The sequence below is a fragment of the Streptomyces sp. NPDC000410 genome (genome assembly GCF_040300305.1).
In the GTDB taxonomy this organism is placed as follows: Bacteria; Actinomycetota; Actinomycetes; order Streptomycetales; family Streptomycetaceae; genus Streptomyces.
This window is the reverse complement of the sequence record NZ_JBEPDM010000010.1, coordinates 122,908-141,796: the sequence shown is the minus strand read 5'-3', so window position 1 is coordinate 141,796 and position 18,889 is coordinate 122,908. Positions and strand designations below refer to the sequence as shown.

The window sequence follows — 18,889 nt, the reverse complement described above, 5'->3', positions numbered from 1 at the left end:
CGACCGAAGGCCGGCCATGAGACTCACGACGCACCGCCCCCTGCTGCGCACCGAAGCGGCCAGCGGGGCGGTGACCCCCACCGAACTCTTCTTCGACCTGGTCTTCGTCTTCGTCGTCACCCAGGTCACCCACCAGGTCGAGGCCCACCCCGGCTGGCAGGGCCTGGCGCAGGGCCTGCTGCCGCTGGCGGCGGTGTGGTGGATGTTCGGCAGCTTCGGCTGGCTCACCAACGCCGTACGGCCCGACGCCCCGGCCGTACGGCTGCTGCTCGGGCTCGCGATGACCGCGTTCTTCCTGATGGGGCTGGCGCTGCCGTACGCCTTCGAGCCGGACGGGATCGCCTTCCCCCTCGCCTTCCTCGCCGCCGTCGTCATCCACGCCGCGCTGTTCCTGACGGCCAGCGAGCCCAGCGCGCGCCGGGGCATCCTCCGGTACGCCCCCTTCAACGCGGTCGCCGGGCTCCTCATCCTCCTCGCGCCCCATCTGCCCGCCCGCTGGACCTGGGCGGCGTGGGTGGCGGCGATAGGGACGCTGTACCTGTCCACCATCGTGGGCCGGGTCCGCGGTTTCGTCATCGAGCCGCACCACTTCGTCGAACGGCACGGCCTGATCACCCTCATCGTCGTGGGCGAGTCGATCGTCGCCGTCGGTATCGGGGCGCAGGGCCGCCCCGTCGACGCGCCGCTCGCGCTCGCCGTCACCCTCGGGATCGCGATCGCCTCCGGCATCTGGTGGATCTACTTCAACGGGGACGAGGAGCGCTCGGTCGAGGCCCTGGCGGCGGCGGAGCAGGAGCGCCGGCAGATGCTCGGCTACCAGGCCTTCGGTCTGGCGCACGCCGCGATGATCGCCGGGATCGTGCTGATCGCGGCCGGGATCTCGCACGCCATCCACCACTTCGCCCACCACACTCAGACCTGGTGGCTCGGCGCGGGCACCGCCGTCTTCCTCGCCGGCCACGCCGCGCACCGCCGGGTCCTCGGCACCGGGACCATCGCGTCCAGGCTGGTGGGCGCGGTCGTCGCCGTACCGCTGTGCGCGGTGGCCGCGTTCGCGGGCTGGGCGGCCCTCACCGCCTCCGCGCTGGTCCTCGTCGCCGTCGCGACCCTGGATCATCTCGCCCTCGCGCGCGGGGAGTTGGCTCCGACAGACTAGGGCCCATGGCTGGGACACGGGGAGCGACGACACCGTCCATGCAGGAGCTGATCCGGCGCCGCAGGCGCGCCGGATTCGTCGGCAGACGGGGCGAGCTCGCCCTGTTCCGCGAGAACCTCGACCTGTCGGCCGACGACGAGCGGCGCCACTTCGTCTTCCACATCCGCGGAAACGCGGGCGTCGGCAAGACCTCGCTCCTGCGCGAACTCGAACAGGTCGCGCGCGAGCGGAACGCCGTCGCCGCGATCGTGGACGAGAGCGTCAACAGCGTGCCCGAGGCGATGGCGGCCATCGCCGCCCAGTTCGCCCAGCAGGGCTGCCCGTTGAAGGCGCTGGACAAGCTGCTGGCGACGTATCGGCAGCGGCGGTACGAGGCCGAGACGGCGGCGCCCGAGCCGGAGACGGCGGCCGGCGGTGTGCCGCAGCCCCCGTCGGCCGGTTCGATGGCGGCCGCGCAGGTGGGGCTGATCGGCTTCGGCCTGGTGCCGGGCGTCGGGGCGCTCGCGGGCGGCATGGACCCCACGCATCTGGCCCAGGGCGCCGACCGGCTCAGGGCCGCGCTCGGCGCCCGTTTCCGCAACCCCGACGACGTACAGCTGGTACTGGACCCGCTGCGCGTGCTCACCCCGGTCCTGGTCGCCGAAGTGGAGCGGGTGGCTTCGGACAGGCCCTGGGTGACGCTCTTCTTCGACACGTACGAACGCACCGGCGTGATCCTCGACAGCTGGCTGCGCGACCTCATCACCACCGACCGGTACGGCACCCTGCCCGCCAACGTCGTCGTGACCCTCGCCGGGCAGGGCCGGCTCGACTCCGCCTGTTGGGCCGACTTCGCCGACATCGTCACCGACGTACCCCTGGAGCCCTTCACCGAGACCGAGGCGCGGCAGCTGCTCGCGGCGAAAGGGGTGACGGACGAGGAGGTCGTACGGGACGTGCTGCGGGTCTCCGGGCGGCTGCCCGTGCTCGTCTCCACGCTCGCCGAGAACCCGGGCGCGGGCGCCGACCCGAGCGCCACCGCCGTCGAACGCTTCCTGAAGTGGGAGCGGGACCCGGAGCGCAGAGCTGCCGCACTGCTGTGCGCGCTGCCGCGCCGCGTCGACGAGGACGTCCTGAAGGCCGCGCTGGAGCGCGGCGAGACGGACGGGCTCTTCGGCTGGCTGGCCGGACTGCCCTTCGTGAGCGTCCGGCAGGGCCGCGCCCAGTACCACGACGTCGTACGCGGCCCCATGCTGCGCCTCCAGCGCCACAGCTCCCCGCGCGGCTGGACCGAGGCACACTCCCGGCTCGCACGGGCCTTCGCCGACTGGCGGGAGACGGCCGCGGAGGGCGTCGCGCCCGACGAACTCTGGGACCAGGAAGCCTGGGTGGGGCCGCGCCTGGAGGAGTCGTACCACCTGCTGTGCGCGCAGCCGCGCGCCGCGCTGCCCCGGATGCTGCGCGACGGCGTGGACGCCTGCGAACAGGGCGGGGCGACGGCGCGCCGCTGGGCCAGGGTGCTGGCCGAGGCGGGGGAGGCCGCCGACTCCGAGGAACTGCGCGGGTGGGGGCGGGACGCGCAGGCCGCGCTGGAGGGGGAGAGCCAGGGGATCGCCCTGCTCGGGCTGCTGCTCTCCCGCGCGGGGTTCGACGCGGCGGACCAGGTGACGGCCCTCGTCGTACGGGGGATGCTCCACCGCCGGGCGGACGGTTACGCGAGCGCGCGGGCCGACTACGACCGGGCCCTCGCGCTCGATCCGGCTTGCGCCCGCGCGCATTACGGGCAGGCGATGGTGCTCCAGTCGACCGGGGACTACGAGGCTGCCCTCGCGGCGCTGCACCGTGCGGACACCCACTCCCCGGACACGGCGTGGATCCTGGAGGAACGCGGCGAGGTCCACCGGATACTCGGCCGCTACGAGCAGGCGGTCGCGGACTGCGACCGGGCGCTCGCAGGGGAGCCGGACAACGACCGGGCGCTCGCGACCAGGGGCTACGCCGTGTTCCGGCTGGGACGCGAGCGGGAGGCCCTGGCCGACTTCGACCGTGCGATCGAGCTCGACCCGGAGTACGTGTGGGCGCTGATCCGGCGCTCCCAGGTACGGCTCGCACTCGGCGACGAGGCGGGCGCCCTCGCCGACCTGGACCGGGCCGAAGAAGCCGACCCGGCCTCGGCGTGGGTGGTGGGCGAGCGCAGCGACATCCACCGGCGGGCCGGGCGGTACGAGGCGGCGATCGCGGACCTGGACCGTGCGCTGAGCCTCGGTCCGGAGTACGTCTGGGCGCTGGGCAGCAGGGGTGCGGCGAAGTTCGCGCTGCACCGCACCGCCGCGGCCCTGGAGGACTTCGGCAGAGCCATCGCCCTCGACCCCGGCTACACCTGGGGGCTGACCCAGCGGGCCGAGATCCACCGCCGGTCCGGCGACCGGGAGGCCCAGTTCGCCGATCTCGACCTGGCGGTCGCCCAGGGCGATGACACACCGTGGGCGCTGGCCGAGCGGGGGAACGCGTTCCGCAGGCTGCGGCGGTACGAGGAGGCCCTTGCCGACCTGGGCCGGGCCATCTCCCTGAACGGGGAGTACGGGTGGGCCCTCGGCATCCGCGGCCAGGCACTTCTGGAGTGCCGGCGCTTCTCCGACGCGCTGGCGGACCTGGAGCAGGCGGTCCTGCTGCTGCCCAGGTCGGCCTGGGTGCTGGAACAGCGCGAGCAGGTCTACGGCAAGCTGCGGACGACCGACGGGATACGGGCCCGCTGCGACGCGAGCGACCCCGAGGACGCGGCGGGCTGGATCCGTCGCGCCTCGGCGCGGACGGCCTGTGAACAGTTCGCCGAGGCCCTGGCCGACTACGACCGGGCACTGGAGCTGGACCCGGACCACGCCTGGGCACGAGTACGCAGGGCATGGCTCCGGGGGCGGCTGGGCGACCGGGCAGGACAGCTGGCCGATCTGGACCGGCTCGTCGCCGGGGGAAGGGACCTCGGCTGGGCGCTGGCCGAGCGGGTGCTGGCCCGGATCTCGGCCGGGCTGCTGCGCGGGGCCCTGGCCGATCTGAACCGGTGTGCGGCCCTGGGCTACTCCCCGGCCTGGACGGAGGGCCGGATCGCCGCCGTCTTTCTGTACCTGGGCCGGCCCGGCGAGGCGCTGGCCGTGCTGGAACGCATGCGTCCCGGGGACCGGGACGGTGATCTCGCGCTCGTCGCGGAGGCGTTGCGAGGACTCGGCCGGTTCGACGAGGCGCGGGAGACGGCCGAGCGCGTCCGTGGGTTCAATCCAGAGGCAGGGCTGTTCCACCTCGCGATGGCGGAAAGCCGGATGCGGGGCACGGAATCGGATGTGGCGGCACGGTTGTGGCGTGAACTCGCCGAGTGCGAGACCTTCGTCGCCGATCCACAGGCGCCGGATGCCGAGGAGTTGGGCCAACTGCTGGTGCTGGCCTGCGTGCGGGGCGACTGGGACGCGGCCGCTCCGCTGCTGGACCGCCTGCTCGGCGCGGGCCCGGACTGGAGCGACTTGGCCGACGTATGCGACACACTGGGCGAACTCGCCGTATGCCCCGGCGCGGACATGGCCCGGCTGGGCGAGCTGCTGGCCCGGGTCACCGAGGCGCGGAACGCGCTGGCCACTACGGACGACCTCTGAAGTGCGGCAGGGAACGGCTGCCGCACCAGGCGGGTCGCACGGGGCCGGGCCGGATCGGACGGGGTCGGACCGGGCCGGATCGGACGGGATCAGGCCGGGCCGGGGCCTCAGCCGACCAGCAGCTCCCGCTTCAGCTCCCGCAGCTCGCGCCCGTCGATCCCGAGCCCGTCCTTCAGGTACGTACGGAACGAGCCGTACTCGTCCTCGACCTCCTCGTACCCGGAGTTGAGGTACGCGGGCCGCACGTCCAGCAGCGGTTTGTAGACCTTGGCCTGCTCGGCGGGCAGGTGGGAGAGGATCGCGTCGTTGGCGGCGCGGCGGTAGTCGTTGCTGGCGAGGTAGTCGGCCATGACCGTCTCGCGCGGGACGCCGAGCGCGGTGAGCAGCGCGGCGCTCGACCAGCCGGTGCGGTCCTTGCCCGCCGTGCAGTGGTAGAGGACGGCGTGCTGGTCGTCGTCCGCGACACCGGCGAAGACGGAGGTGTACGCGGCCTTCGCGGTGTCGCCGCTGACCATGAACTTCTCGCCCTCGACCATCATCTTCACCGCCTCCGCCTCGGACTTCGGCATGGTGGTGAAGGTGGGCGTGCCCGCGAGGACGTCGGCGACGACGTGTGTGGCGCCGGCCGGGACCTTGTCGGGGGCGGCCTTGCGCTCCGACGCCATCCGCAGGTCGAAGACCGTGCGGATGCCGAGGCGCCGCAGCTTCGCCAGGTCGCCGGCGGTCAGCTTCTCCAGCGAGTCGGAGCGGTAGATCTCGCCCATCTTCACCCACTGGCCGTCGCGGGTGCGGTAGCCGCCCGCGTCACGGAAGTTGACCGCTCCGTCCAGCTTGATGAGGCGGTCGGCGAGGCGCAGCGAGGTGCCCCGGTCGGGGACGAGGTCGAACCACTGGCGGTCGGCGGCGGGCAGGTCCCGCACGACGACCTCGCCGTGGGCGCCGCCCCGTGCGACGGTCTTTCCGTCCGCGCGGACGGAGACCTTGCGGACGCCGGGGGCGTTCCACCGCACGGTGTACGAACCGTCGGCGTTGGCGGTGACGGTGGCGGCGGTGAAGGGGATGGCGTGCCGGGACTGCGGCAGGCCGTGGTGCTGCTCAGTGTGCGAGGAGGTGGTGGCCGTGGCGGCACTGGGCGCGACAAGGCCGGTCAGCAGCGCGCCGGCGGCGATCGCGGCGCAGGCGGCAGGGGCCTTGACACGAGTAAGAACGTTCATGGGGCGGATCCTGCGGGGCACTCACGACGCAGCAGGGAATCCCCGATGAACAGTGCTCAAATCCGGCCTGAAGGGCGACCGATCACATAACGTTCCGCGTCTCAATCGGTCCGATCCGGTCGCCGATCCGGTCGATTACAGTGCTGCCGCAGAGCTACGTTCCGGGGAGTCCGGGAAGCCGGAGAGGGGCGCGCGGTGACCACAGCAGCCACAGCCGTCTGGGGCCGAGCCGAACAGCAGGACTTCCGTGCCCGCGTACGGGGCTGCCTGCTCGGCGGGGCCATCGGCGACGCCCTCGGCGCGGGCGTTGCCGAGCGGACCGTCGAGGAGATCCGGGCCGCGCACGGCCCGGACGGCGTCACCGACTACGTACCCGCGTACGGCCGACGCGGCGCCGTCACCGCCGCCACCCAGCTGACGCTCTTCACCGTCGACGGACTCATACGCGCGCAGGTCCGCCGCGACACCGGAGCCTGGCACCCGCCCACCGACGTGCACCGCGCCCATCTGCGCTGGGCCGCCACCCAGCGCGACTGGGGCCCCGACGAGCGTCGCAAGGACAACGGCTGGCTCGCCCACGAGGAGTGGCTCTACACCCGCCGCGACCCCGCCCCTGATTGCCTCACCGGCCTCGGCGACGACATCCTCGGCACCCTGGACAAGCCCAAGAACCCCACGGCCCGCGATGCCGGGGCGCTCGTACGCTCGGCGCCGTTCGGGCTGCTCGTCGGCTGGGAGCCGCAGCTGGTCTGCCAGCTCGCCGTGGAGTGCGCCGTCCAGACGCACGGCCACCCCACGGCCTATCTCTCGGCCGGCGCGCTCGCCGTGATCGTGCACGGGCTGGCCCGCGGCGACGGCATGGACGGCTCCGTGCAGCGCGCCCTCCAGCTCCTCACGCCCCGCCCCGGCCACCAGCCCGTCACCGACGCGCTGAAGCAGGCGCTCGGCGCCGTACGCCAGGGCATCCCGAGCCCGGCCCGCATCGCGGCCCTCGGCGACCCGCACCACGCCGAGGACGCCCTCGCCGTCGCCGTCTACTCCGCCCTCGTCAGCGAGGACATCCGCCACGGCCTGCGCCTCGCCGTCAACCACGACGGCCCCTCCCACCTCACCGCCTCCCTCACCGGCGCCCTCCTCGGCGCCCAGCACGGCGAGACGGCACTGCCCCCGGCCTGGCTCGCGGAGCTGGAGGGCCGCCCCACCATGCTCGAACTCGCCGACGACTTCGCCATGGAGATGACCCAGGGACCCGCGCTGCACGGTCCGGCGGTCTCGGCCCCGGGCTGGCTGCTCAGGTACCCGCGCGGATAGCGGTCTCCAGGCCCAGGGCGCACGTCTCAGCGCATCAGCTCGCCCGCGTTGACCAGCAGCGACTGGCCCGTGATCGCGCGCGCCCGGTCCGAGGCCAGGAACGCCACGGCATCCGCGACATCGCCGTCCGTGGCCAGGTCGGGTAGGGCCATCCGCTGGGCGAGCCGGTCGCGCACCTCGGACTCCGGTACGCCTTCGGTGTGCGCGGTGAACTGGACGTACGCCTGGACCGGCGGGCCCCACATCCAGCCGGGCAGCACGGTGTTGACCCGGATCCGGTGCGGGCCGAGCTCGTGCGCCAGTGAGTACATCGCCGAGGTGAGCGCGCCCTTCGACGCCGCGTACGCCGCCTGGCGGACCTGGGACGGGGCGGCGACCGCCGACTGGGTGCCGATGATGACGACCGAGCCGCCGCGCTCCTTGAGGGCCGGCAGGCAGGCGCGGGTCATGCGCAGGGTGCCCAGCAGATTGACGTCGACGACCTGCTGCCACGTGGCGAAATCGGCGTCCTCCAGACCGCCGAAGTAGCTGTCCCAGGCGGCGACATGGACGACCGCGTCGATACGGCCGAAACGCTCGGTCGCGAGCGCGGCCAGCGCCTCGCACTGGGTCTCGTCGGTGATGTCCGTGGGGCGGTGGGCGGTGTGCGCGCCCCCGGGGTCGATCTCGGTGGCGGTCTTGACGAGGTTGGCCTCGGTGCGCGCGCCCAGGACGGCGTTGCCCCCGTCCCGTACGACGGCCTCGGCGATCCGGTGCCCGAGCCCGGCGCCGACGCCGGACACGATGACGGTCTTCCCCTGAAGCAGCATCCCGGCGCCTCCCGGCTCTGGTCGTCTATCTGACGGTGCGTCAGAGTAGGGGCGTCCGCCGGATGAGGGAAGGGGAGCGTCGTGAGTGAGGACACCCGGTCCGAGGTGTACGCGGAACTGGCCGCCGTGGGTCCCTACGGAGTCCACCCGGGCCATGCGCTGATCACCATGGTCGAGCCGCATCCCGGCCATGAGTACGCCTACAACCGCTGGTACGAGGACGACCACTACTACGCGGGCGCGATGGCGATGCCCTGGATGTACGCGGGGCGGCGCTGGGTGGCGACCCGGGAGCTCCAGCTCCTGCGCTATCCGGAGAAGTCGGCGGTCGCCCAGCCGGTGACGTCCGGCTGCTACCTCTCCACGTACTGGATTACCGACGGCCGCTACGACGACCACATGAAATGGACCGTCGGCATCAACAAGCGGCTGAACCGGGACGGCCGCGTCCATCAGGAGCGTACGCACGTCTTCACCGCCTTCCAGGACCATGTGGCGACCGTCTACCGGGACGGCGCGGCGGGCCCGCGCGACTATCACGCGCTCGACCATCCCTACGCGGGGCTGGTGCTCGAAGTGATCGACGCCGAAGGGCCGGAGCAGCGGGCGGAGCTGCTGGACTGGCTGCGGGAGCACGAGCTGCCGAGGCGCCTCGCCCCGAAGGGGGGCGTCACGGCGCCGGCGGCGATGGTCACGGTCTTCCGGCCGACGCCGCTGCCGCTGGACCGGATGTCGTACGTCAAGCAGGTCGAGGGCGTCGATACGCGGCTGACGCTGCTCTGGTTCCTGGAGCGGGATCCGCGCGACTGCTGGGAGGCCCACTTCACGGGGTCGGCGGCCGGTGGGCGGGGGAGGGTGGAGCTGGTGGCGCCGTTCATTCCCACCGTGCCGGGGACGGATCGCTACGTGGACCAGCTCCGGTAGATCCGGTCGAGCGAGCGGAGGGGGCGCGGGCAAAAGCCGAGCCCCCTCGGCCGGGTCGGCGGACCAGTCGAGAGGGCTCTTCGTTGAATCCGGGGTTCCTGCGGGTCCTGCGGGGTCCGGCGGGGCCTACAGGGATCCCTGGCTGACTTCGTGCACGAAGGCGTTCCACGAATCCGGCACGAAGGTGATCGAGGGGCCCGAGGTGACCTTCGAGTCACGTACCGCGATCGATGCCACAACGGGGGACTTGACCTCCACGCATGCGCCATTTCCGCCGGAGTACGAGGACTTGGTCCAAGTGTCCGTGGCGCCCTGTCGAATAGCCATGTGCATCTCCGGTTCCAGGTTGGTCGGTGCCGCCGACGTTCTTGACGGCGTGATCACGACGCTACTTGGCGAGATCGCGCTATGAGAACGCCCGTTCACTCGACCGGATGGCATATTCCAGAGGGCTCTTCCGGGAATCGCTTGTCACGGTGTACCGTGCGCGCCCGCGATCTCGATTAGCGGAGATGTCACTTGGCGTATGCCTTGGCGACGTCCTCGATGAACTCCCGCGTCTGGTCGACATTCAGTGCCTGGGCGCGCAAATGCTCGTACATCACGGTGTATTTGTGGACGTCATTGGCTTTCTCCAGATAAAGATCACTGGTGACGCCCTCGATGTAGACGACGCTCGAGTCCGAGGCGTCCGGGAACTCCAGAACGGCGTAGTGCCCGGTGATCCCGGGATGGGCGCCCATGCTGAACGGCAGCACCTGGACCGTGACGTGCGGAAGCTGCGACTGCTCGATCAGATGCTCCAGCTGCTCGCGCATCAGCTGTTTGTTGCCCACCACCCGGTGCAGGGCGGCCTCGTCCACCACCGCCCACAGGCGCAGCGGGCCGTCGGGCGTCGCGACCCGCTCCTGCCGGCGCATTCTGACCTGGACCCGCTTCTCGACCTCGCTGACCGGGGATTCGGGGAGCGCTCCGGTGATGAGGGCCTCCGCGTACTCCCGGGTCTGGAGCAGTCCGGGCACGATCTGCGGCTCGTACACGCGAAGGCTCGCGGCGTCGGTTTCCAGACCGATGTAGACGCTGTACGGGATGTCGCCGAAGGCATGCCACCAGCCCTGCTGGCGGGAGTCCTTGGCCATCTGCATCAGGGAATCGACGATGCGGTGGTCCTCGACCTCGTACACGCCGCAGAGATCGCGGACATCGCGCTGGCTGATCGACCGCCGTCCGTTCTCCAGTCGGCTGATCTTGGACTGGGAGACGAGCAGACGCTCCGCCACCTCCTCCGCGGTCATGCCTTTGAGCTCGCGAAGCCTGCGCAACTCCTGGCCCAATCGGCGGCGCCTGACGGTGGGGTTGACGTTGGACGCCACGGAAACTGCACCTCCGGTGTAGCTGTGCGTATCTACGTCTCAGCAGATTGCCACCAATGGTGCTGGCCGCGCTGGAAAATGGCGACACGCGCGGACAATGCGAGCGCGCGGGGCAGCCTGATGGGCTGCCCCGCGCGCTCATGCGGCTCCCGAACCGGGTCTGGGGACGAACGTCGATGCGGTGTACGACGGATCGGGACGGACCGCGGTGGTGCTTCTCGGTCCGCTGTGCTTGGTGCTTGGTGCTTGGTGCTTGGTGCTTGGTGCTCGGTGGTTCAGTGCGCCACGGCGCGGGCCATGCTGCTGCGGCGCGGTTGCGCCGGTACGGCGGACTGACGACCTGCCGGGGCGGAGCTACGGCGAGGCTGCGCGGCCACACCGTTCTGGACGTCCATCACGGCGTGCGCCACGAGGCCGCCCATGGGGTCGTGCCTGATCAGATCCCGGAGCCGGGAGCGGGACGACCGCCCCTCGTTGCCGGGATACAGGTGCTTGCCGAGACCGACCGCGTGGGCCAGCGCGGCGAGCGCCGCGGTCCGTTGGTCCGGCGGTACGCCGGTGCGGATCGCACTGTCCAGCCGGGCCCTGATCTCCCGGCTGATCGCCGTGTCCGTCGCCTGGTAGCGAGTTGTCGGCAGCACCCCGCACATCTGGCCCGCCACGGCATGCACCATGCCGCACCTTTCCAGATGTGAAAGGTATGTCTGGCGCAACCCCAGCCGGGGCCCGCCGATCCAGTGGACGGCCCGGACCGGGCTGCCGCGCCTGCGCAGCAGTTCCAGTGCGGAGTCCAGCGTCGGATCTCCTGTCGGCCGTGGCATCACCACGGCGATACGATCCCCGTCAGGGGCTATCCGTCCTGCCAGAGCCAGCTCCACTAGCTGCGCTCCGGCCAGGCCGAGGTCGAGCGACTGCGGCTGCGCTGTGGTACCCGTGGTCGGGTCCAGAGCGAGCAGCAGAAGCTCTTCCGGAATTGTTCTGCGGCTCCTGCCCATCCATGCCTCCCCGCGTGGATGAATGACAGGGTGACGCCTCTCACATTGGTCTGTCGAGAGCGCCTGAGTGCTTCGTACGGGAACCGGTAGGTATGTCGTTCTCGTCTAGCACGGGGGCCAAGGGGTCACACAGGACACTGGTAGATGGTTCGGACAGCGACTAGTCGCACATGGAGGAGGCACGGTGGCGGGCGAGTCCCCCGACAAGTCGGAGCAGCAGAAGTCCTCGGGGGAGACGACTCCGAGCGAACGTGATCCGCGACTGGCCGTCTTCCGCTCGGCGGGGGAGCCGGCGGAGGGGCGGGTCGAGGGGCGTGTCGACCAGCCGACGGCCGTCTTCAGGACGCTGACTGCGCCTGAGCCCGCGGATGAGGCGGATGAGGACGCGGACGCGCCTGTGGGCGCGGACGCGGACGCGGGCGTGGATGCCGACGTGGACGTGGACGCCGACGTCGTTGACGCGGATGCGGACGTGGACGCTCCTGAGCCCGGTGAGGACGCCCGGTTGCGCGCCGCGGTGGCGGCGTGGGTGTCGCGTCCGGACGGCGCGGAGAAGGCGGAGGAGGCGTCGGTGGAGGCCTCCACCGACGGTTCCGAGGACGAGTCCGACGACCCCGAGGACACGGTTGAGGACGAGGCCGACGCGTCCGGCGACGAGCCGGAGGCCGAGCAGGCCGCCGATTCCGGCGAGGACGACGAGGACAACTCGGCGAAGGCCAAGGTGCCGAGCTGGGCCGCGGTGAAGAAGGAAGCCGCGGAGCCGGCGGCCGACGAGTCGGACGAGTCGGACGACGACGTCGCCGACGTCGCCGACGTCGCCGACGAGCCCGAGGCAGACGACGCCGACGACGCCCCCGACGCCGATGAGTCCGCAGCGGACAAGGCGGCCGACGAGCCCCCGGTCGATCAGCCGACCGCCGTGTTCAAGGCGCTCCCGCGGCCCGCCGTGGACCAGCCCACCACCACTCTCAAGGCCACGGCGACCGCCGAGAAGCCCAAGACCGAGTCCAAGCCCGCGGCGACCGCCGAGAAGCCCAAGTCCGAGTCCAAGCCCGCGGCGACCGCCGAGAAGCCCAAGTCCGAGTCCAAGCCCGCGCCTGAGCCCAAGGCCGCGCCCGAACCTCCCAAGCCCGCGCCCAAGCCCGCGCCCGCGCCCGCGCCCGAGCGGGCAGCCAGCCAGTTCGTGCCGCTGCGCCGCGACGACGTGGCACCCGCCGCGCCCGCCGCATCCGCCGCATCCGCCGCGCCCGCGTCGCTCGCCGAGGCCGAGCGGACCAAGCAGCAGCCGCTGCCGCCGCTGCCCCCGCTGGACCTGCTCGCCGAGCTGACGAACACTCCGCCGCCGCCCCAGACACCGGTCCGTACGGCCATCCGACGGGTCAAGATCTGGACCCCGCTGGTCGTGCTGCTCTTGATCGTCTTTGCGGTCGTACAGATGGTGCGCCCGCTTCCGGACCCGGCCCTGGAGCTGACCGCGGCGACCGAATACAGCTTCAAGGGCGGTGCGGTGGACCTGCCGTGGCCCGCCGAGGGGCAGGCGGCGGTCGAGGTCGAGGGTGTGGGAAGCCTCGGTACGTTCGGCGAGCAGAAGCCGGCGCCGATCGCGAGCGTCGCGAAGACGATGACCGCGTACGTGATCCTCAAGAACCACCCGCTCAAGGGCAAGGAGACCGGCCCGCAGATCGAGGTGGACCAGCGGGCCGAGGAGGAGTCGAACGCGGAGGACGAGTCCACGGCTCCGATCCGCGCGGGCCAGAAGTTCTCCCTGAAGCAGATGCTCCAGCTGCTGATGATCCCGTCCGGGAACAACGCGGCGCGTCTGCTGGCCCGCTGGGACTCCAAGTCCGAGGCCGAGTTCGTCAAGCAGATGAACGACGCGGCCAAGGAGCTCGGCATGAACGACACCACGTACACGGACCCGAGCGGTCTCAAGGCCACGTCCGTGTCGACGGCCACGGACCAGCTGAAGCTGGCCAAGGCGGTCATGCAGAACGACGTGTTCCGGGAGATCGTCGACACGCCCGACATCCAGATTCCGGGCATCGACACGAAGATCTACAACAACAACAACCTCCTGCTGAACGACGGCGTCAAGGGCATCAAGACCGGCTCCTCGACTCCGGCAGGCGGCAACCTGCTCTGGGCCGCCGACACGATCGTCGACGGCAAGGAGCGCCGGATCTACGGCGCGGTGTTCGGCATCCAGCGCGGCGACTCGCCCGATTCCAAGCTCCAGTCCTCGCTCAAGGACTCCCTGCCGCTGATCAAGGCCGCGCAGAAGGCGGTCACCTCGGAGATCGTCGTGAAGAAGGGCGATGTCGTCGGGTACGTGGACGACGGCCTCGGCGGCCGGGTCGAGGTCGTCGCGACGAAGGACGTGAAGGCCATCGGCTGGCCCGGCGTGAAGGCCCAGCTCAAGCTCGGCGCGGGCAAGGCCACGCTGCCGCGCGAGGCGAAGGCGGGCACGGTGGTCGGTGAACTGTCGGTCGGTACCGGCACCGGCAAGGCCTCCGCGCCGGTCGCGCTGAAGAGCGACCTGACGGAGCCGGGCTTCGGCGAGAAGCTCACCCGGATCCTCTGATCCGACGACGACCCGGCGAAGATCCGCCGACGAGCAAGTGCCGCCCCGGCGTGAGGTGCTCGCCTCGCGCCGGGGCGGCGGTGCCACAGCCGCGTGCTAGCGTCCGGGCAACGTGACATCCCCGCGACGCGTCCATGTACGGAGACAGACCACGTCGGGGACGGACGGGGAGAGCCGAGTGATCACCGCTGAGCCGACGTACGTGGACGAAGCCGCCGACCCGGAGCACGAGGCCGGCCGCGCGCGCCGGGTACAGGACTTCCTCCGGCATCCGGTCACCGCGGCCACGCTGGTCGCGGGCGTCGCCCATGTCGTCTGGTTCTTCCTCCTCGCGAACAGCGGGGGCGATCTGGCGGCCCAGGACGCCTGGGCGGAGTTCGTCGGGCGGCATCCGGACTCCGCGTACAACCTCGCCTGGTACGGCGGTATGCACCCGGTCTCGTACAGCGTGGTGTCCCCGTACCTGATGTCCCTGATCGGCGTGCGCTCGACGATGATGATCGTCGGTACGCTCTCGGCCACCCTGACCGCGCTGATCCTCATCCGCATCCGGGCCGTGCGCAATCCGCTCGCCTGTGCGCTCGCCGCGGTCTTCGCCTTCCTGTGCAACGCGCTGTCCGGGCGCGTCACGTTCGGGCTCGGCATGCTCTTCGCGCTGGGCGCGGTCGCGGCCGTGTTCTGCTGGCCCTACCGGTGGCGTACGAAGCGCTGGGCCAAGGCGGCCGTCGCCGCGCCGCTGGCGGGGCTCGCGACCGCGGCGAGCCCGGTCGCCGGGCTGTTCCTCGGCGTCGTCGCGGCCGCCCTCTTCCTCAACAAGCGCCGCCCGGGGGCCTACGCGGTCGGACTGCCCCCCGTCGTGGTGGTGGCGCTGTCGTCGTGGCTGTTCCCGTTCTCCGGTACGCAGCCGATGTCGGTCGCGTCGACCGCGCTGCCGTTCCTCTTCGGGGTGCTCTGCCTGGTCCTCGTACCGAAGGAGTGGCGGACGGTCCGCACCGGGGCCGGCGTGTACGCCCTCGGCACGGTCCTCACCTGCGTCGTCGACTCGCAGATCGGGTCGAACATCACCCGGCTCCCGATGCTGTTCGCGGGGGTGGTGCTGCTGGCCGCGCTGCCGTTCGCCGCTCCCAGGTCCCGCAAGTGGTTCGCGCTGGTCCTGGCGTTCGCCGGGCTGAACATCTGGATCGGCGTCAAGAGCGTCGACGACATCGTCCGTACGGCCCCGGACGCGTCCTGGGCCCGCGAGCTCGCTCCGCTCCTGAACGAGCTCCAGAAGGCCGGCGCCGAGAAGGGCCGGGTCGAGGTCGTCCCGGCCAGCAGCCACCGCGAGGCCTCGGCGCTCCTCCCGTACGTCAATCTCGCGCGCGGCTGGAACCGCCAGGCCGACCTGGAGCGCAACCCGATCTTCTACGACGACACGCTCGACGCGGCCGGTTACCGGGCATGGCTCGACCGCTGGGCCGTTCACTACGTGGTCCTGCCCAAGGGCAAGCCGGACCTGGGCGGCGGGCAGGAGGCGGAGCTGATCCAGCAGGGCCAGCCCTACCTCAAGCGGATCTGGGCGGACCCGAACTGGCAACTGTTCGCCGTAGAGAACCCGAGGCCGCTCGCCGATCCTCCGGCGACGGTGGACCAGGCGGGCGCCGACGGACTCACCATCCATGTGCGGACGGCGGGCCGGGTGCTGATCCGTGTGCCGTACTCGCCGTGGCTCGGCCTGTTCGACGAACAGGGCGAGGGAGTGCCGCAGCCGGAGGAGACCGAGGAGTCGAAGGAGCGGGAGGAAGGGCCGAAGTCCTTCACGAATGTGGCCGGTTGCCTGCTCAAGGCCGAGCCGGACGCGGAGGGCGACGAGTGGACCGAACTCGTCGCCCCGCGCGCGGGGGTGTACCGGCTGGAGGCGAAGTACCAGCTGCCGCGGGGGACGCCGTGTCCGGAGGAGCTGCGGTAGGGGGAGCGCCCGCAGGCGCCCCCGCCGCTGGACGTGCGCTTACGCCACCGGGAACGCGATGTCGCACACCTCGTCCGTCCCCGACGCCGCCTCCCAGTCCGCGAAGTAGACCTCCCGGCACGGGCCCGTGATCGTCAGGCCCTCCTGTTCGACCCAGTGCTCCACCGCCTCGTAGGCGGAGAGGATCTGCGGCTCCGCCACCTGGGCCTTGGTGATGCGGGTGTACGCGAAGCGCTGCGCGGGCTCGACCCGTACGACGGGGCCGCGGTTCACCGCCGCCCAGGCCGCCGCGGCCTTCGCGTCGGCAACGGGGACGCACGCCTCCGCCGGACCGTCGCTGTCGGGGGTCACGTCGGCGTGGTACGCCACGTACGGCGCTCCCGCGACGCCCCCGCAGTCCTTCGCCGCCCGCTCCAGTCGGCCGAGCGTGGCCGGGATCCACAGGGGGAGCTCGTCGGAGCGGAGGTGCTTGCGCTCGGCGAGCACCGTCTGCTCGGCTACGTCATATGTCCTGATCTCGTACATCGTGGGTCTCCTGCCCGACAGTCGGTCACGGAGATGGGCCGCGACGGCACCCTGCACGGCACGCCGCTCCTCGACCTCGGCCCAGTACGCCGCCACGGCCCCCGCCGCGCGGGGCCCCGGCAGCTCCACCACCTCGGCGATCCGCGCGAGCGGCATGTCGATCTGCCGCAACAGGGCGACGAGCCGTGCGCGTTCGACCTGGTCGGGGCGGTACCAGCGGTAGCCGGTGGCCTCGTCGACGTACGCGGGCGCAAGGAGCCCGAGGCGGTCGTACAGGCGCAGTGCCTTGGGCGACAGTCGTGCCCGCGCGGCGAAGGCCCCGATGGTCAGAAGGGTTTCGTCGTGTACGGCCACGGGTCCCATCCTCCGTCACCGGGCGGCGATTTCTGTGGTCCGCCCGGTACGAGGACGATGCGCTCTGCCCCAGGGGCAAGGTCAAACGGGTCGGTCGCGGATCGATACCGCGTTGATACGCTCCGATGCCTACCGGTCGGTATGGGGCCCGCTGCATAGTGAGCCGCATGGCTTGCGAGAGATGTGGCGGTACGCACCGGGGCGCGCTGCCGGGGATGGTGTCGGACGCGTGCGCCGTGAGCGCCGTGCCGAGGGACGGAGCCTGGGCCGGGCGGGAGCCGGTGTTGGGGCGGAACATACTGGTCGGAGGGGGAGTCGCGGTCGCGCTGTGCGTGCTGGCGCTGGGTGCCGTACTCCTCGCGGGCGGGGATCGCGACGACGCCGTACGCGACCCGGCCCCGGCCGCGGCCGACAACGCGCTGGGCGGCCTGCCGGACCGGGTCGGCCCGACGTTCGTACCGGAGGACTCGCCGTCGCCGAGCGCCGCGACGAAACCCGGACCCGGACACAGCCCCTCGGCCTCGTCCACGCGCAGGCCCTCCGCGAGCCCGAGCGCGAAGCCGTCGCCGCGCCCCGCGCCGAGGTTCGACCAGTGGGCGGGGCCGGGCTGCGACAACGGGGTGCGGACGAGGGGCCGTTACGACGACGGGGACGAGGGCTGGTACGACGTCGACTCCGGCGGCCATACGGGCGGCTCGTGCGAGGGCCGCTTCATCGCCGTACCCATGTCCGGCGCCAGGGACCAGGACAGCGGCGGCAGGGTCACCTGGACGTGGCGGGTGGGCAGTGCCCACGCCACCTGCCGGGCAACCGTGCACGTTCCCAGGAGCCATGACGACGACGATGTCGGGGGCGACCCGACGCGGTACAACGTCCTGGCCGACCCCGACGACTCCGGCAGCGTCCTCGCGTACTTCGACATCGACCAGACATCGCTGCGCGGTGGTCTGATGGTGGTGCCCGATCTGCCGGTCAGGAACGGGAACTTGACGATCCAGCTCGTCGACCGGGGGCAGGACTGGGGGAGCGCGGAGCGCGACGGCGCCCATCACGCGGCCGGTCAGATCAGGGCGGAGTGTGGCGGGTGACATCGTTTCCACCCTGCGGCGGACGGGGTTCCTGCATAGTGGGCCGGTATGGCGTGCGAACGTTGCGGTAGTGAAAGCGGTGGTGCGGGCGGCGGTACGCGTGGTGGTGCGCGGCGCCGTGGGAAGCAGGGCATACCCAGGCTCTCCCGCTACCGCAAGGTCCTGTACGCCACCGGCGCCGCCGTCGTCCTGGGCTGCTTCATCGCCGCGGTGGCGCTGCTGACGGGCTCCGACGCGGACGGCGACGCCCAGCCGCCCGCGGACGCCGCCGCGGACGACGACTTCGACGTCGGGGGCGTACCGACGAGGATCGGCCCGACGGCGCTGCCGGGCGTGGACGAATGGGCGGGGCCGGGCTGCTCGACGGGCCACTACAGCGAGCGCGGCCGCACCGAGAACGGGGACGCCGCCTGGTACACCGTTCGCTCCGGCGGACAGCGCGACGGCGACTGCGACGGCAGCTTCACGGCCGTCCCCATGTCGGGCAGCCCCACGAAGGACGGCGGCGCCACGGCGATCTGGAGCTGGGACCTCGACGAGGACTACGAGAAGTGCTCCCTCGCCGTGTACGTACCCGCCTCGGCCCGCGCCGCCGATGTGGCCGGCGACCCCACCTTCTACCGCGTGCTGGCCGACCCCCGCGACACCGGTTCCGGCTACACGGGCTTCGGCGTCCGCCAGACCGCCCACCGCGGCAGCCTCGTCTCCGTCGGCAGCTATCCGGTCAAGGGCGGCGACACCTTCGCGGTCCAGCTGCTGGACCGCGGCCGCGACTGGGGGGACGCCTCCCGGACCGGCGCGCACCACGCCGCGGCGCAGATGCGGCTGACCTGCAGCCCCTGACCATGTGGGGGGCGGGTCGGCCTGCGGGCGGTGGTCCGGCCGGGAGGCGCGGTCCCTGACCATGTGGGGGGCGGGTCGGCCTGCGGGCGGTGGTCCGGCCGGGAGGCGCGGTCCCTGACCATGTGGGGGGCGGGTCAGCCTGCGGGCG

Annotated in this window: 14 protein-coding genes; 8 read left to right on the top strand and 6 right to left on the bottom strand. The window is 71.9% G+C overall.

Going from position 1 to position 18,889, the window contains the following annotated elements; translation table 11 throughout:
* The first annotated feature begins 16 nt into the window (after positions 1-16).
* Positions 17-1,156 (top strand): low temperature requirement protein A, encoded by a 1,140-nt coding sequence (locus ABT342_RS14745; RefSeq protein ID WP_351572350.1) that lies wholly within the window; start codon positions 17-19, stop codon positions 1,154-1,156.
* 5 nt (positions 1,157-1,161) lie between these two features.
* Positions 1,162-4,776, top strand: coding sequence for a tetratricopeptide repeat protein (locus tag ABT342_RS14740; protein ID WP_351572348.1), 3,615 nt, complete (start codon positions 1,162-1,164; stop codon positions 4,774-4,776).
* A gap of 107 nt (positions 4,777-4,883) precedes the next feature.
* Here ABT342_RS14740 and ABT342_RS14735 read toward each other — a convergent pair whose 3' ends face one another.
* Positions 4,884-5,990 (bottom strand): tyrosine-protein phosphatase, encoded by a 1,107-nt coding sequence (locus ABT342_RS14735; RefSeq protein WP_351572345.1) that lies wholly within the window; start codon positions 5,988-5,990, stop codon positions 4,884-4,886.
* A gap of 195 nt (positions 5,991-6,185) precedes the next feature.
* Here ABT342_RS14735 and ABT342_RS14730 point away from each other — a divergent pair, with 195 nt between their 5' ends.
* Positions 6,186-7,301: an ADP-ribosylglycohydrolase family protein gene (locus ABT342_RS14730; protein WP_351572343.1), complete on the top strand. Its 1,116-nt coding sequence runs from the start codon at positions 6,186-6,188 to the stop codon at positions 7,299-7,301.
* A gap of 26 nt (positions 7,302-7,327) precedes the next feature.
* Here the strand turns inward: ABT342_RS14730 and ABT342_RS14725 are convergent, their stop codons facing one another.
* Positions 7,328-8,110 (bottom strand): SDR family oxidoreductase, encoded by a 783-nt coding sequence (locus ABT342_RS14725; RefSeq protein ID WP_351572340.1) that lies wholly within the window; start codon positions 8,108-8,110, stop codon positions 7,328-7,330.
* A gap of 81 nt (positions 8,111-8,191) precedes the next feature.
* Between ABT342_RS14725 and ABT342_RS14720 the strand changes: the two genes are divergently transcribed.
* Positions 8,192-9,034, top strand: a complete 843-nt coding sequence (locus ABT342_RS14720; RefSeq protein ID WP_351572337.1) for a hypothetical protein — start codon at positions 8,192-8,194, stop codon at positions 9,032-9,034.
* A 126-nt stretch (positions 9,035-9,160) separates the two neighbouring features.
* On the opposite strand, the gene ABT342_RS14715 is transcribed toward ABT342_RS14720, so the two are convergent.
* The 3 genes from ABT342_RS14715 to ABT342_RS14705 all read right to left on the bottom strand — a co-directional run bounded on the left by ABT342_RS14715 (position 9,161) and on the right by ABT342_RS14705 (position 11,402).
* On the bottom strand, positions 9,161-9,361 hold the full coding sequence (locus tag ABT342_RS14715) for a DUF397 domain-containing protein (RefSeq protein WP_351572334.1): 201 nt from the start codon (positions 9,359-9,361) through the stop codon (positions 9,161-9,163).
* Positions 9,362-9,549: 188 nt separating this feature from the next.
* Positions 9,550-10,407: a helix-turn-helix domain-containing protein gene (locus ABT342_RS14710; RefSeq protein WP_351572331.1), complete on the bottom strand. Its 858-nt coding sequence runs from the start codon at positions 10,405-10,407 to the stop codon at positions 9,550-9,552.
* Between the two features lie 275 nt (positions 10,408-10,682).
* On the bottom strand, positions 10,683-11,402 hold the full coding sequence (locus ABT342_RS14705; RefSeq protein WP_351572329.1) for a GOLPH3/VPS74 family protein: 720 nt from the start codon (positions 11,400-11,402) through the stop codon (positions 10,683-10,685).
* 184 nt (positions 11,403-11,586) lie between these two features.
* Here ABT342_RS14705 and ABT342_RS14700 point away from each other — a divergent pair, with 184 nt between their 5' ends.
* The gene (locus tag ABT342_RS14700; protein WP_351572326.1) at positions 11,587-13,983 is read left to right on the top strand and encodes a serine hydrolase; all 2,397 of its coding nucleotides are present in this window, start codon (positions 11,587-11,589) and stop codon (positions 13,981-13,983) included.
* Between the two features lie 202 nt (positions 13,984-14,185).
* Entirely contained in the window at positions 14,186-15,931 is a 1,746-nt protein-coding gene (locus tag ABT342_RS14695) for a DUF8823 domain-containing protein (RefSeq protein WP_502965537.1), read from the top strand.
* A 39-nt stretch (positions 15,932-15,970) separates the two neighbouring features.
* Here the strand turns inward: ABT342_RS14695 and ABT342_RS14690 are convergent, their stop codons facing one another.
* Positions 15,971-16,819, bottom strand: a complete 849-nt coding sequence (locus ABT342_RS14690) for a MerR family transcriptional regulator (RefSeq protein ID WP_502965536.1) — start codon at positions 16,817-16,819, stop codon at positions 15,971-15,973.
* A gap of 158 nt (positions 16,820-16,977) precedes the next feature.
* On the opposite strand from ABT342_RS14690, the gene ABT342_RS14685 reads away from it, so the two are divergent.
* Both ABT342_RS14685 and ABT342_RS14680 read left to right on the top strand, forming a co-directional pair.
* The gene (locus ABT342_RS14685) at positions 16,978-17,898 is read left to right on the top strand and encodes an adhesin (RefSeq protein WP_351572321.1); all 921 of its coding nucleotides are present in this window, start codon (positions 16,978-16,980) and stop codon (positions 17,896-17,898) included.
* Positions 17,899-17,946: 48 nt separating this feature from the next.
* Complete coding sequence (locus tag ABT342_RS14680; RefSeq protein WP_351572318.1) at positions 17,947-18,741, top strand: adhesin; 795 nt, start codon at positions 17,947-17,949, stop codon at positions 18,739-18,741.
* The last annotated feature ends 148 nt before the right edge of the window (positions 18,742-18,889 follow it).